This is a genomic window from Pseudomonas sp. SIMBA_041, assembly GCF_046535095.1.
GTDB lineage: Bacteria > Pseudomonadota > Gammaproteobacteria > Pseudomonadales > Pseudomonadaceae > Aquipseudomonas > Aquipseudomonas mucoides.
In genome coordinates this window covers 126,387-139,454 of record NZ_JAWRXJ010000003.1, presented here as the reverse complement: position 1 = coordinate 139,454, position 13,068 = coordinate 126,387, and the positions used below count along the sequence as shown (strand labels likewise).

General features: G+C 60.3%; 14 protein-coding genes. 6 read left to right on the top strand and 8 right to left on the bottom strand.

Features of this window, described 5'->3' with window-relative positions:
- Positions 1-4 precede the first annotated feature (4 nt).
- From zapE to SB725_RS07770, 3 genes are all read right to left on the bottom strand, one after another.
- Entirely contained in the window at positions 5-1,123 is a 1,119-nt protein-coding gene (gene zapE / locus SB725_RS07780) for a cell division protein ZapE (RefSeq protein ID WP_410921511.1), read from the bottom strand.
- Between the two features lie 129 nt (positions 1,124-1,252).
- On the bottom strand, positions 1,253-1,594 hold the full coding sequence (locus SB725_RS07775) for a nuclear transport factor 2 family protein (protein ID WP_027923507.1): 342 nt from the start codon (positions 1,592-1,594) through the stop codon (positions 1,253-1,255).
- 52 nt (positions 1,595-1,646) lie between these two features.
- A complete protein-coding gene (locus SB725_RS07770) occupies positions 1,647-2,363 on the bottom strand; it encodes a helix-turn-helix transcriptional regulator (protein WP_059180908.1) in 717 nt (238 codons plus the stop codon).
- A gap of 216 nt (positions 2,364-2,579) precedes the next feature.
- On the opposite strand from SB725_RS07770, the gene SB725_RS07765 reads away from it, so the two are divergent.
- Positions 2,580-3,632 (top strand): aldo/keto reductase, encoded by a 1,053-nt coding sequence (locus tag SB725_RS07765; RefSeq protein ID WP_410921510.1) that lies wholly within the window; start codon positions 2,580-2,582, stop codon positions 3,630-3,632.
- Between the two features lie 115 nt (positions 3,633-3,747).
- Here SB725_RS07765 and speB read toward each other — a convergent pair whose 3' ends face one another.
- Together speB and SB725_RS07755 are read right to left on the bottom strand one after the other, a co-directional pair.
- Positions 3,748-4,707: an agmatinase gene (speB, locus tag SB725_RS07760; RefSeq protein WP_410921509.1), complete on the bottom strand. Its 960-nt coding sequence runs from the start codon at positions 4,705-4,707 to the stop codon at positions 3,748-3,750.
- A 17-nt stretch (positions 4,708-4,724) separates the two neighbouring features.
- On the bottom strand, positions 4,725-5,816 hold the full coding sequence (locus tag SB725_RS07755) for a polyamine ABC transporter substrate-binding protein (RefSeq protein ID WP_027923503.1): 1,092 nt from the start codon (positions 5,814-5,816) through the stop codon (positions 4,725-4,727).
- Between the two features lie 100 nt (positions 5,817-5,916).
- Between SB725_RS07755 and SB725_RS07750 the strand changes: the two genes are divergently transcribed.
- From SB725_RS07750 to SB725_RS07740, 3 genes are all read left to right on the top strand, one after another.
- Positions 5,917-6,816, top strand: a complete 900-nt coding sequence (locus SB725_RS07750) for a LysR family transcriptional regulator (protein WP_410921508.1) — start codon at positions 5,917-5,919, stop codon at positions 6,814-6,816.
- A 98-nt stretch (positions 6,817-6,914) separates the two neighbouring features.
- Entirely contained in the window at positions 6,915-8,390 is a 1,476-nt protein-coding gene (locus SB725_RS07745; protein ID WP_059180911.1) for a nucleobase:cation symporter-2 family protein, read from the top strand.
- A gap of 53 nt (positions 8,391-8,443) precedes the next feature.
- Positions 8,444-8,932 carry an LEA type 2 family protein gene (locus SB725_RS07740; RefSeq protein ID WP_410921507.1) on the top strand — a complete coding sequence of 163 codons (489 nt, stop codon included), beginning with the start codon at positions 8,444-8,446 and terminating at the stop codon, positions 8,930-8,932.
- Positions 8,933-9,042: 110 nt separating this feature from the next.
- On the opposite strand, the gene SB725_RS07735 is transcribed toward SB725_RS07740, so the two are convergent.
- Positions 9,043-9,966 carry a carbon-nitrogen hydrolase family protein gene (locus SB725_RS07735; protein ID WP_194940000.1) on the bottom strand — a complete coding sequence of 308 codons (924 nt, stop codon included), beginning with the start codon at positions 9,964-9,966 and terminating at the stop codon, positions 9,043-9,045.
- 84 nt (positions 9,967-10,050) lie between these two features.
- Here SB725_RS07735 and SB725_RS07730 point away from each other — a divergent pair, with 84 nt between their 5' ends.
- Entirely contained in the window at positions 10,051-10,959 is a 909-nt protein-coding gene (locus SB725_RS07730) for a LysR family transcriptional regulator (protein ID WP_194939999.1), read from the top strand.
- A 9-nt stretch (positions 10,960-10,968) separates the two neighbouring features.
- Here SB725_RS07730 and SB725_RS07725 read toward each other — a convergent pair whose 3' ends face one another.
- Positions 10,969-11,223, bottom strand: a complete 255-nt coding sequence (locus SB725_RS07725; protein WP_027923497.1) for a hypothetical protein — start codon at positions 11,221-11,223, stop codon at positions 10,969-10,971.
- A 165-nt stretch (positions 11,224-11,388) separates the two neighbouring features.
- Here SB725_RS07725 and SB725_RS07720 point away from each other — a divergent pair, with 165 nt between their 5' ends.
- Entirely contained in the window at positions 11,389-11,706 is a 318-nt protein-coding gene (locus tag SB725_RS07720) for a YqjD family protein (protein ID WP_027923496.1), read from the top strand.
- 103 nt (positions 11,707-11,809) lie between these two features.
- On the opposite strand, the gene SB725_RS07715 is transcribed toward SB725_RS07720, so the two are convergent.
- Complete coding sequence (locus SB725_RS07715; protein ID WP_059180913.1) at positions 11,810-12,847, bottom strand: Ldh family oxidoreductase; 1,038 nt, start codon at positions 12,845-12,847, stop codon at positions 11,810-11,812.
- Between the last annotated feature and the right edge of the window lie 221 nt (positions 12,848-13,068).

The window sequence follows — 13,068 nt, the reverse complement described above, 5'->3', positions numbered from 1 at the left end:
AAAATCAGGCTTCAGCAAAGCGTTGCAGCTGCATTTCCTTCAAACGGCTTAACGTGCGACGGAACGGGAATTCCAGATAACCCTCGGTGTACAGGGCGTCCATCGGCACCTGCGCTTCGAGGTACAGCGGCACTTTGCGGTCGTAGCACTCGTCCACCAGCGCGATGAAACGCCGCACGCCATCGTCGTGCACGGACAGTTGCGGCAGCTCGCGGTCTCCCGCAACGACGTGTTCGGCCGCATCTTCGGTGCCTCGGGCGATGCGCCCTTCGCGTTTTTGTGCGCTGAGGTTGGGCACTTCACTCAACAGAATAGCGCTGTAGGTGTCGCACAGGGCCATGAAGTCCATGGCCGAGAAAGGTTGTTCGCACAGATCGGCATAACGGCACCACAGCACGCCAGCGCTGGCCTGCAGGACATTGACGTGGCGGTAGCCGACGGTCACCGGATCGCGGGACACGGACTGGCCCACGGTCAAGGCCTTGAACACGTCACCCAGTGCATCGGGATGCGCGGCGTCGCTCACCCAGTAGCGCTGCAACGCGGTGCCCGGATGCAGGCGGTGATCTTCGCCGCCCTCCACCGCGATCACCTGCATGTGTCGCTTGATCGCCTCGATCGCGGGCATAAAGCGGTCGCGATTGAAGCCATCGGCGTAGAGCTGATCCGGCGGCAGGTTGGAGGTGCATACCACCACCACGCCCTGCTCGAACATCACCTGAAACAAGCGCCCGAGAATGATCGCGTCACCGATGTCGTTGACGAACAACTCGTCGAAACACAGGACGCGCACGTCCTCACTCAACTCCCGCGCCAACGCCTTCAAGGGGTCGGCGGTGCCGGTCAGTTGAAACGAACGCTGATGCACCCAGCCCATGAAGTGGTGGAAATGCTGACGCCGGGCCGGCACCCGCAGGGTTTGATAGAACTGATCCATCAACCAGGTCTTGCCCCGCCCGACCGGTCCCCACAGGTAAACGCCGGTGATCGGCGTTCGCCCTTCATGCAAGGCTTCGTGGCATTTTTGCAGTGCCCACACGGCGTGTTCCTGGGCTTCGTCCTGGACGAAGCCCTTGGTTTCAATGGCGTGTTGCCAGGCGCTTAACGGAGAGTCGACATTCATGCGCGGGAGTATACGTCCGAACTGTCGCCACCGCCTCAGGGCTGCATCAGGACCGTAGCAACTGTCGAGCACCGCGAGGCTGCGGCGACGTGCGAACGCAAGCTGCTACAAGATCGGGGTTGGATTGAGCTACAGCGAGATGTCCAGTCGGGCGATCTTCCCCTGTTCGTTGAGGCGGAACATGTAGCGCAGTTCCAGCGGGCTGCCGGGAAAGGTGCCGGAGATCAGGTTGTGCACCAGTACCTTGCCGGTGCGCTGCTGAACATTCAGCACCTCGACCCGGGGCTGATAGCGCTGCGCGGTCTCTTCCATCCATTGGGCGATTGCGCGGGTGCCGATCTGGTGCTGGCCTTCATCGAACACATTGGCATCCTCGGCGAAAAAACTGGCGACCCTGGAGGTGTCGCGAGCATTGGCGGCGGCAATGTAGGCGGCGATCGCGGGGGCCAGTAAAGAGGCGGGATTGGACATGGTTGCGGCTCCTTGTTTATTGATTCTGCACCCATGCTAAGACAAGCCTGTGTCAATTCTTGTCAGGAGTGAAACGCCCCGCTTCATCCAGTTGCATCTGTTTGCGCCAGACCCGTAACAAGTCGCTGCGCCGCCCCGGATAACGCTCGCCCGGCTCATTGGCGGCGCAAATCCGGTCGGTGCGAAAGGTCCGGTAGGCACTGCGCAATTCGCACCAGGCAACAATGATCCGCACTTCATTGAGAAAACCCAACGCCAGTGGCCAGATCAGCCGCTGGCTGGGCACTTTGTTGGCGTCGGCGTAGTCGATGTTCAGCTTGGACTGGTCGCGGATAGCCTGGCGAAACACGCTCAACGGCACCACATTTTCCGGATAGCCATAACCGGGTGGCCCGGGCAGCACCGTCGGGTTGCGCAACGCGTCCTGGGCTTCAGGCGCCAACACGGCGGCAATCTTGGCCAATGCGTCGGCCGCCGCTTTGCTCAACACCTCGTCGCCACGCTGATCGACGTAGCGCAAACCCAACACGATGGCCTCGGTCTCGTCGGCATTGAGCATCAAGGGCGGCAAAAACAGACCGCTGCGCAGCACGTAACCCACCCCCGCTTCGCCGAAGATCGGCGCGCCGAGTGCGGTGAGTTCGGCGATGTCGCGGTACAGCGTGCGTTCGGAAATCTCCAGTTCACTGGCGAGCGTGGCGGCGGTCACCGGACGACTCTTGCCCCGCAGCACTTGCAACAATGTGAGTAAACGAGTGGTTCGCGACACGATGGGCTGGCTCGGTCTGAAAAAGTTGTAGGGGCTTAATTGTCGGAGCTTAGCAGAGGCCCCTGTCAGAAAGTGGCAGCAGCGATACGTCCGGTGGTCGCCTGTCTTGCCACTTCAGGAAAAGCGTATTGACGGCATAAATTATCAGCATCATATTTAATACATGTTGATAAACATCTATATTCAATCCCGACGTCTTTTCTCAGGAGTCACTCCATGCATTACAAAGTGTTCGGCCGCAAAACCGGCTTGCGGGTTTCGGAACTGGCACTGGGCGCCGGCAATTTCGGCACGGGTTGGGGGCATGGCGCCGAGCGTGACGAAGCGAAGCGTATTTTCGATGGTTATCTGGAGGCCGGCGGCAACTTCATCGACACCGCCAACGGGTATCAGGCAGGTCAGTCGGAAGTCATGCTCAGCGAATTTATCGCGGCAGAGCGCGATCGCCTGGTCATCGCCACTAAGTACACCTTGGGGACGACACCGTCCGCGAGCATTTCCCACACCGGCAACAACCGCAAAAACATGGTTCGCGCCGTGGAAGAAAGCTTGACCCGGCTCAAGACCGATCACCTGGACCTGTTCTGGGCGCACATGAGCGATGGCGTGACGCCCATGGAAGAAATCCTGCGCGGCTTCGATGATCTGGTGCGCGCCGGCAAGATCCATTACGCGGGGCTGTCGAACTTCCCCGCGTGGCGTATCGCCCGTGCCGACGTGTTGGCCGAGGTGCGTGGTTTTTCGCCGATTGCAGCGATTCAGGTGGAATACAGCCTGGCTGAACGCACGGCCGAACGTGAACAACTGCCGATGGCCGAAGCCTTGGGCCTGGCCGCCACATTATGGTCGCCATTGGGTGGCGGTTTTCTCACTGGCAAGTACCGATCCAGCGATGACGACAATCGCGCGACCAAACTCGGCATGTTGATTCATGCGGAAAAAGGCGCCCGGGAAACGGCCCTTCTTGACACCCTGCTCGCCGTTGCAGCCGAACTGGAAGCGAGCGCGACGCATGTGGCCATTGCCTGGTTGCGGGCAAAAGCCCAGCGCTCGAGCACTGCGCTGATTCCGATTCTGGGCTCGCGCACCCGTGAGCAACTGGATGCGACGCTGGGGGCATTGAACGTGCAGTTGAACGCGGATCAGTTATCACGACTCGATGGCGCCAGCGATGTGGCCAAAGGCGTGCCGCACGAAACGCTTGCCGGCTCTTTTTCGCGGTTTAGCGGTGACCATACCCTCGACCTGCCGATCATCCCGGTGGCCTGACACCTATCAGAATGTGGGAGCGAGCCGGCTCGCGAAAGCAGACTGACATTCAACCTCAATATTGAATGTGATGGCTTCTTCGCGAGCAGGCTCACGCCTCCAGGTTTTACGGTATTTACCGGTCGACCTTGTGGCGGGCGGCATAGAGGCACAGCATTTCCATGGCCAATGTCGCCGCCGCCAGCGAGGTAATGTCTGCGTGGTCATAGGCCGGTGCGACTTCCACCACGTCCATGCCCACCAGATTGATCCCGCGTAAGCCACCCAGAATCTCCAGCGCCTGCACGGTGCTCAAGCCCCCGCAAACCGGTGTCCCGGTGCCGGGTGCAAAAGCCGGGTCGAGGCAATCGATATCGAACGTCAGGTACACCGGGTTATCCCCTACCCTCGCCCGGATCGCTTCGACAATCGCCTCGCAACCCTCACGATGCACCTGCCGCGCATCCAGCACCTGGAACCCCCGGTGATCGTCATTAGTGGTGCGCAAACCGATCTGCACCGAACGCGACGGATCCACCAGCCCTTCCTTCGCCGCGTGCCAGAACATGGTGCCGTGGTCGACCCGCTTGCCCTCTTCATCCGGCCAGGTGTCGCTGTGGGCGTCGAAGTGGATCAGCGACAACGCACCATGTTTACGCGCATGGGCCTTGAGCAGCGGGTAGGTAATAAAGTGGTCGCCGCCGAAGGTCAGCATCGCGCTGCCGCTGTTCAGGATGTGTTCGGCGTGGGCCTCAATACTTTCTGGCACCGTGTGTGGCGAACCGTAATCGAAGTCGCAATCGCCGTAGTCGATGACGGCCAAATGATCGAACGGATCAAACGTCCACGGCCAGTGGCGTTCCCAGGCAATTGCGGTGGACGCGGCGCGTATTCCACGTGGCCCGAAACGTGCGCCGGGACGGTTGCTGGTGGCGGTGTCGAACGGCACGCCGCTGACCGCGACGTCGACCCCGCGCAAGTCGCGGCTGTAGCGACGGCGCATGAAACTGGTGATACCGGCGTAGGTACTTTCCGCGGCAGTCCCGTAGAGGCTGTCGCGGGTCATGGCCTGATCGTTTTGCATCGGGACGTCCATGGTGATCTCCTTTTTAATTATTGGCGGCTACGGAATGTGGTCCACAGGCGCGTGCGCGACCGCAGGTCCTTGAGGCTCATGCTTTGGTCGGCGTACAGGCGTGCGCGCATGTCGGGCAGTGGAAAAATGTCCGGGTCGGTGCGCACGGCTTCATCCACCAGCGGAGTCGCCGCCTGGTTGGCCGTGGCGAAGAACAGCGTATTGGTCAGCGCCGCAACGGATTCGGGGCGCAACATGAACTCGATGAAGGCCCGGGCTTCTTCGGGGTGCGGCGCGTCCTTGGGAATCGCCAGGTTGTCTTGCCAGACCAGCGTGCCTTCCTGGGGAATCCGGTACGCCACCTCAAACGGCTTGTTGGCCTTGCGTGCCTGATCAGCGGCCATGCTCGCATCACCGTTGTAGGTCAGCGCCAGGCATATGCTGCCATTGGCCAGGTCGTTGATCTGCCGGCCGGAGGCGACGTACAGCACATTTGGCTGCAGCTTATGTAACAACGCCTCGGCGGCTGTCAGATCGGCTTTATCGGTGCTGTAGGGATCTTTACCCAGATAGTGCAGCGCCAGGCCGATGACTTCCTGCGGCGAATCGAGAATCGCGATGCCGCAGTCTTTCAGCTTGCTGGCGTATTCCGGCTTGAACAGCAGGTCGAGGCTGTTGAGCGGTACATTCGGCAGACGCTTCTGCACCGCTTCGACGTTCATCCCCAAACCCAGCGTGCCCCAGGTATAGGGCACGCCATAGCGATTGCCGGGATCGACGGCGGCCAGTTTTTCCAGCAGGTCCGGGTCAAGATTGGCGTAACCCTTGAGCCCTTCATGGGAAATTTCCTTCAGCGCACCCGCCACCAGACCACGGGCGAGCACGCTGGACGACGGCACCACCACGTCATACCCGCTGCCGCCCGTCAGCAGTTTGGTTTCCAGCACTTCCGAAGAGTCGAACGTGTCGTAGCGCACGTGAATCCCGGTTTCCTTTTCGAACGCCTGCAAGGTTTCGGGCGCCACGTAGTCGGACCAGCTGTAGAGGTTGACGGTCTTTTCCTGCGCCTGAGCCGACACCGCCATGGCGAGGAACAACGTGGGGAAACACAGCTTGAACATGGGAGCCATGACGAACACCTGACCAGAGAAGTGGTTGCAGGTTGCGCGCTCGGTTACATTGGCGAAATATCAAGTTTGTTAACCTGACTTTATGGCGGAGTAATGTTTGATGCTCGGGCAACTGCACGACCTCGACCTGCAACTGCTGCGCCTGTTTGTCCGTGTGGTCGAGTGCGGCGGCTTCAGCGCGGCCCAGGGTGAACTGGGCCTGAGCCAATCCAGCATCAGCCAGCAAATGGCCAAGCTGGAAACCCGGCTCGGTTATCGCCTGTGCAGTCGCGGCAAGGGTGGATTCAAGATCACCCCCAAGGGCGAGCAGCTATTGACCGCGACACGCGGACTGTTTGAATCCATCGAAGCGTTTCGACATCAATCCAACGGTGTGGCCGGCAGATTGATTGGCGAAGTGCGCCTGGGGCTGTCCGAAGCCCTTGATCAATCGGTGCTGCAACAGGTGGCCGATGCGATCCGGCGTTTTCGCGAACGGGACGAGTCGGTGCGCATCGAACTGATCAGTGCCATGCCCGGCGAAATGGAACGCTTGCTGCTGCAGCAACGGCTGGACCTGGCCATCGGCTATTTCTCCCAGGTGCAAAGCGCGTTTGACTATCGCGAACTGTTCACTGAAACCCAGCACCTGTATTGCGCTCCCGGTCACCCATTGTTCACGGATGACGCGCCGACCGACGAAGCGCTGCAAGCCTGCGACCGGGTCGATCACCCTTACCGTTTCCTGCGCAGTGACGAGCCGTTCCAGGGCAAATTATGTTCGGCGCGCTCGGAACAGGTCGAAGGCACCCTTGCCTTCATTCTGTCCGGCAAGCATGTCGGTTATTTGCCCAATCACTTCGCCCGCAGTTGGGAAGACAAAGGTTTATTACGTGCCGTGCGGAAGAGCGATATGAGTTTTGAAGTGGCGTTTCATCTCGCACGGCATCGCGCTCAAGTGCCGGGGGATGCGCAGAAGGCGTTTGAGCAGGATTTGCTCGCAGCCTTCAGTAAAACCTGACCTTTCAGGCAGTTATTGTTCGTTGCCCTCAGTGTCCACTGCTGGCATCCTGCGCCTCCATTTTCTGACCCGGCCCGCCGTTTGGCACGCAACCCACCATGACCGCCTCTGAAAAAGCCCCCGTTTTGCGCAACAACGACCTGATTTACGGCCTCAACGACCGCCCGCACCTGACCGCCACCGTCTTCGCCGCCCTGCAGCATGTATTGGCGAGTTTTGTCGGCATCATCACCCCGACCCTGATCATGGGTGGCGCCCTCGGCCTGCAAAGCGAAATACCGTACCTGATCAGCATGGCGTTGTTCGTTTCCGGCCTGGGCACCTTTGTTCAAGCCCGGCGCTTTGGCCCGATCGGTTCTGGTTTGCTGTGCCTGCAAGGCACCAGTTTTTCCTTTATCAGTGTGATTCTCAGTGCCGGGTTCATGGTCAAGGCTCGCGGTGGCGGCACCGATGAAATCCTCTCGACGATCTTTGGCGTGTGCTTTTTTGCGGCGTTCATTGAAGTCGCGCTGAGCCAGTTCATCGGCAAATTGCGGATGCTGATCACCCCGGTGGTCACCGGCACGATCATCACGTTGATGGGCCTGTCGTTGGTCAAAGTGGCCATGACTGACATTGCTGGCGGCTTCGGTGCGGCGGACCTTGGCGCGGCCAGTCATCTGGCGCTGGCGGCTTTGGTGCTCGGCACGATTGTGCTGCTGAACCGGGTCGATGTGCCGTTTCTACGCCTCGGCGCCATCGTCATCGGCCTGACCCTGGGTTACGTCGTGGCGTGGCTGATGGGCGACGTCAATTTCGCCAGCCTGCCCGACGTACCGCTGATGAGCGTGCCGGTGCCGTTCAAGTACGGCTTTAACTTCGATTGGGTCGCGTTTGTGCCGATCGCGGTGATTTTTCTCGTCTCGCCACTGGAAGCTGCGGGTGATCTGACCGCCAACTCGATGATTTCCCGGCAACCGGTCAAGGGCCCGATTTACATTCGCCGGATCAAGTCCGGCCTGCTCGCCGACGGCCTCAACTCCGCCATGGCCGCCGTGTTCAACAGCATGCCGATGGTCACGTTTGCGCAGAACAACGGCGTGATCCAGCTCACCGGCGTGGCCAGTCGTTACGTGGCGTTCTTCATTGCCGGTTTGCTGGTGCTGCTGGGGTTGTTCCCGATGATCGGCGCGGTGCTGCAACTGATGCCAAAACCGGTGCTTGGCGGCGCCGAACTGGTGATGTTCGGCACCGTCGCGGTAGCCGGGATCAAGATCCTCGCCGAAGCCGGCCTGCATCGACGCAACATGCTGATCGTGGCGATTTCCCTCGGCCTGGGCCTGGGCGTGGCGGCGGTGCCTGAGGTGCTGCGCGAGTTGCCGCTGGCACTGCACAACATTTTTGAATCGCCCATTACCGTCGGGGCGTTGTGCGCTATCGTGCTGAACATCTTCCTGCCCGAGGAGTTCATGGCACTGGAAGAAGACGATTTCGATCCGGAAGCCTCGATCCTGCAGGTCATGGAAAACCCTGATGTGCCGGCCAAGGCTGAACCCGCAACGCCTGGGGCTGTCGCACCGTTGGACCGCCCGTAAGGCTCAAGGGCTTAATCTTGAGCGGTTCAGCCCTTTTCTTTTCGAGAGTTTTTATGCGCCGCGTTCACGCCATCATCCTTTCCCTGCTGTTGTTGTCTCTGAGCGCCTGCGCCCTGCTCCCCAATCGTGATCCATTGAACATCAATGTGGTGGGCATCGAACCGCTGCAAAGCCAGGGCATGGAAATTCGTTTTGCGGTGAAAATCCGCGTGCAGAACCCCAATGACAGCTCCTTCGACTACAACGGCGTGGCGCTGGACCTGGAGGTCAATGGACAGCCGCTGGCTTCGGGGGTGAGCGATCAGTCGGGGTCGATTGCGCGCTTCTCTGAAACGGTGCTGACGGTGCCGGTCAGCGTTTCGGCGTTTTCGGTGCTGCGCCAAACCCTCGGGCTGAGCCAGACGCAATCGCTGAATGACTTGCCTTACGTGTTGCGCGGCAAGCTGGCTGGCGGATTGTTTGGCACGATGCGTTTCACGGACACGGGCAAACTCAGCCTGCCGGGAGCGGCGGCAATCCCCCGGCAAACCCCGCAATCGTAAACACCACAATTCTCCTGTAGGAGTGAGCCTGCTCGCGATGGCGTCGTTTGAGGCAATACACTTGTCGACTGCTACACCGCTATCGCGAGCAGGCTCACTCCTACAGGGGGTTATGTGTTGAAGCGGACACCGGGTTTGGCGCGCTCATCCACCGTCAGCTCAAACACATCCGGCCGCGCATAATGCCCCACCACGTCGTAGTCATACCGCGCACGAATCAAAGCGTCCGTGTCGATTTCCGCCGTGAGCAGACCTGCGCCGTCACGCAACGGCCCCGCCAATACGTCACCCATCGGCCCGACAATCACACTCCCGCCAGCAATCAACGGCCGATCCGCCGGCCAGTTGGCAATCTCCACACCCAAGGCCTGGGGTGAGTCCTGAACCTGGCAGGCGCTCACCACAAAGCAGCGTCCTTCATGGGCGATGTGACGCATGCTGACCTGCCACATCTCGCGCTCGTCTACCGTCGGCGCGCACCACACTTCAATGCCTTTGGCGTACATCGCGGTGCGCAGCAGCGGCATCATGTTTTCCCAACAAATCACCGCACCGATACGCCCGACCTGACTGTCGATCACAGGCAACGTCGAGCCATCGCCCTTGCCCCAGATCAACCGTTCGGTGCCAGTGGGCATCAGCTTGCGGTGTTTGGCGACCAGTCCGGCCTGCGGGTCGAAGTACAGCGCCGTGCAGTGCAGCGTGCTGCCCGCACGTTCGATCACGCCAATCACCAGGTTGGCCCCGGTCCGTGCCGACAACCCGGCCAGGGCTTCAGTCTCGGCGCCGGGTACGTCGATGGCGTTGGCGAAATACCGGGCAAACGCTTCACGCCCTTCCGGCAATCGATAACCCAGTTGCGTACCAAATCCTTCGCCCTTGGGGTAACCGCCGAGCAACGCCTCGGGCATTACTACCAATTGGGCGTTGGATTCAGTAATGGCTTTTTCCCAGGCAAGAATCTGTTCCAGAGTGTCGGCCTTGCCACCGGGCAAGGCACCGATTTGCAGCGCAGCAACGATTGATTTGGGCATCGCAGTGACTCCATTGGCATCAGGTATTGCTCATTCTCCGGCGCCACGGGATCATGAATAAAGCCCGATTCGTTGCTGAATGATATGAACACTATGAATATCGCCAACGTCGACCTCAACCTGCTCAAAGTCTTCGAAGCCCTGCATGAAGAGTCCAGCGCCAGCCGAGCGGCCTTGCGTCTGGGCGTGACGCAATCGGCAGTCAGTGCCGCCTTGCGCAGGTTGCGCGAGGTCTATGGCGATCAGCTATTCGTGCGCACCGGCCGCGGACTGGCACCGACGCTCAAGGCCAATCAATTGAAACCGGTGGTCAGCGATGCGCTGAACAAATGCCGCCAGAGCCTGGCGATGGTCGATCCGGCGGCCCATCAGTACGATGGCCGTTCAGTGTCGGTGGGGATGTCGGACGATTTCGAGATCGCCTATGGTCGGCGATTGATCGATGAAATCGCGCGGACTGCGCCAAAGCTGCGGCTGATCTTCCGCCAAACCCACAGCCAGATCGTCGGCCATGCCTTGATGGAGCGCAGCATCGATCTGGCGGTCACCGCCGGTGGATTTGCCGAGCGTTTGCTCAGCCGTCAAGTATTGGGAGAAGGCGGATATCTGTGTCTGGTGGATCGCGCCAGCCTCGCCGAAGCACAACAAACCCTCAGCCTTGAAGAATTCGTCGCACGCGAACACCTCCTGGTCTCGTCCGGTGGTTTTATCGGCATCACCGATGAAGGGCTGGCGGCGCTGGGCTTGAGTCGTCGGGTGTGTGCGTCGACCACGCATTTTGCCGCGCTGCCGCACTTGCTCAAAGGCAGTCAGGCGGTGGCGACCATTCCCGCGCATGCCGCTCAGAGCATTGCGGCGCTCAGTGGTCTGGCGCTGCTGCCCTGCCCTTTGGCCTTGCCGCGTTACCCGATCGAATTGGGCTGGCGCACCAGCACCCAACTCGACCCGGTGGTATTGAAAGTGCGCGAAGCAATTGTCGCGTGTTTCGCCTGAAGCCCCGCCTTACTTGTTGGCCGCCATGAGGCGATTGACTTCACTGCGCACCATGTTGGCGTATTCCGGTGGCGACATTGCGTCGAGTTCGGCGCGGACCCATTCGGACCACTTGCCTTTGCGTTTGGCGCGTTCACCAAATAGCCGCGCGGCTTCGCCCTTGGATTTGCCCAGGTTGCTTTGCCAGAGGTCGAACAGACGGGATTTTTCATCTTCCAGCGCCGCGCGCTCGGCGAGGGGTTTGTCGGCCAGATTGAAGCTCATTGGAATATCCTGCTGCGTAAAATAGGCGACATCTTACACTGTAGGACGAAACGTCCGACTCAGGAATTTTCTGTCCGGCAGGCTCGACGGGGAAATCCACTGCAACTTTTTCACCCGCGCCAGACTCCATTGTTCACTGCCTACTTACCTGCAAGGAGTACCTCAATGGCTCGCAAAACCGCTGCACAAACCGCCGAAGACCAAATCAAGGATCTGGCATTCAGCGAGCTGACCACGCTGATCGAAGAATCGGAAAAACTGCTGAACAGCAGCGCCGCGCTGGTCGGCGAGGAAGCAGAAACCCTGCGTGAGCAAATCGCCCAGAAACTCCAGCAGGCACGGGATTCGGTCAGCAGCGTGCGTGACCGCACAAAACCTGCCGTCGAAGCCACCGAAACCTACATCGGCGGTCATCCATGGCAAACCGTGGCCATTTCTGCCGGATTCGGGCTGGTGGTCGGGTTGTTGCTGGGTCGGCGCTAAGCCTCCCCGCTTTGCACAGTAAAAAGGCGAGCCATTGGCTCGCCTTTTTCATACCCGCCTAACACCGACTCGTAGCAGCTCCCGAAGGCTATACAGGCTTGTGTTACTGCGCGAGTGCCCGCAGGTTCGCCAGCGTCTCGGTGTCGAGCGCAATACCTTGAGCCGCGGACTTGGCCCGTTGCGAATGGCGGCGATCACCCGGCAGGCGCTTGAGCCCCACGCCGTGCATCTGCCGCACCAGTTCCTGGCTGCGCTCGGCAAAGTTTTGCCCGGCGGCCTTGCTCGGGTCGATGACGATCAACAGTTGGCCAGTCCATGGTGTCTTGGCGCCGGGATGGTTCGACCAGTCGAACTCAAAGGAAAAATTGCCGCCGGTCAGCGCCGCCGCCAACAATTCCACCATCATCGACAGGGCAGAACCTTTGTGCCCGCCAAACGGCAGCAGTGCGCCACCCTCGAGAATCGCTTTCGGGTCCTGTGTCGGCTGGCCGAGGCTGTCCACACCCATGCCTTCCGGCAAACGCTCGCCCTTGCGGGCCGCGATCTGCACATCGCCATGGGCGATGGCGCTGGTGGCCAGGTCAAAGACAATCGGCTCGCCATCCGCGCGCGGGGCGGCGAACGCGATCGGGTTGGTGCCGAACAACGGACGATCGGCACCGTGCGGCACCACGCAAGTCATGCTGTTGACCACGCTGAGCGCCACCAGCCCTTCGTAGGCAAAGGGCTCGACGTCTGGCCACAAGGCGGCGAAATGGTGCGAGTTGCGAATCGCCAGCACCGCAATGCCGGCGCTGCGCGCCTTTTCCATCAACAGGGAGCGTGCAGCCGCCAGGGCCGGTTGGGCAAAACCATTGCCGGCGTCGACGCGCACGAATCCTGAGGCCACGTCTTCGACCACTGGCACGGCCTGGCCATTGACCCAGCCGCTGTTCAGGGTCGAGACATAACCCGGAATGCGGAACACGCCATGGCTGTGAGCACCGTCGCGCTCGGCGCCGGCACAGTTGAGGGCCAGGGTTTTGGCGACGTCGGCAGAGGTGCCATGACGTAGAAAAATCTGTTCGAGCAATTGAACGAGCGCGTCGAAATCGAGCGTTTGGGTGTTCGAACTGACGGCCATTTCGGGCGATGCGGTCATCTGAAGCTCCAGTTTTATTATTGGGTGCGGGCAACAGGGTGAAGCGAGGTTGCAAGGCAACCTGAAAAGAGTCGCCGATTAAGCGCTGTTGTACCGGCGTCCTGTCAAGTCTCGGCAGCCAGATTGGCTCAAGCAATATGTACCGCACATGAGCCAGATAGCGGCCGTACCGTTATTCCTCGACTTAACGACTGCGACCTGCGGATCCCCGCACATCGAGG

Coding starts and splice junctions, on each gene's coding strand:
- SB725_RS07725 (WP_027923497.1), bottom strand. CDS start 11,223: ATGAGCTTCAATCTGGCCGACAAACCCCTCGCCGAGCGCGCGGCGCTG.
- SB725_RS07720 (WP_027923496.1), top strand. CDS start 11,389: ATGGCTCGCAAAACCGCTGCACAAACCGCCGAAGACCAAATCAAGGAT.
- SB725_RS07740 (WP_410921507.1), top strand. CDS start 8,444: ATGCGCCGCGTTCACGCCATCATCCTTTCCCTGCTGTTGTTGTCTCTG.
- SB725_RS07745 (WP_059180911.1), top strand. CDS start 6,915: ATGACCGCCTCTGAAAAAGCCCCCGTTTTGCGCAACAACGACCTGATT.
- SB725_RS07750 (WP_410921508.1), top strand. CDS start 5,917: ATGCTCGGGCAACTGCACGACCTCGACCTGCAACTGCTGCGCCTGTTT.
- SB725_RS07735 (WP_194940000.1), bottom strand. CDS start 9,966: ATGCCCAAATCAATCGTTGCTGCGCTGCAAATCGGTGCCTTGCCCGGT.
- SB725_RS07730 (WP_194939999.1), top strand. CDS start 10,051: ATGAACACTATGAATATCGCCAACGTCGACCTCAACCTGCTCAAAGTC.
- SB725_RS07755 (WP_027923503.1), bottom strand. CDS start 5,816: ATGGCTCCCATGTTCAAGCTGTGTTTCCCCACGTTGTTCCTCGCCATG.
- speB (WP_410921509.1), bottom strand. CDS start 4,707: ATGGACGTCCCGATGCAAAACGATCAGGCCATGACCCGCGACAGCCTC.
- zapE (WP_410921511.1), bottom strand. CDS start 1,123: ATGAATGTCGACTCTCCGTTAAGCGCCTGGCAACACGCCATTGAAACC.
- SB725_RS07775 (WP_027923507.1), bottom strand. CDS start 1,594: ATGTCCAATCCCGCCTCTTTACTGGCCCCCGCGATCGCCGCCTACATT.
- SB725_RS07715 (WP_059180913.1), bottom strand. CDS start 12,847: ATGACCGCATCGCCCGAAATGGCCGTCAGTTCGAACACCCAAACGCTC.
- SB725_RS07765 (WP_410921510.1), top strand. CDS start 2,580: ATGCATTACAAAGTGTTCGGCCGCAAAACCGGCTTGCGGGTTTCGGAA.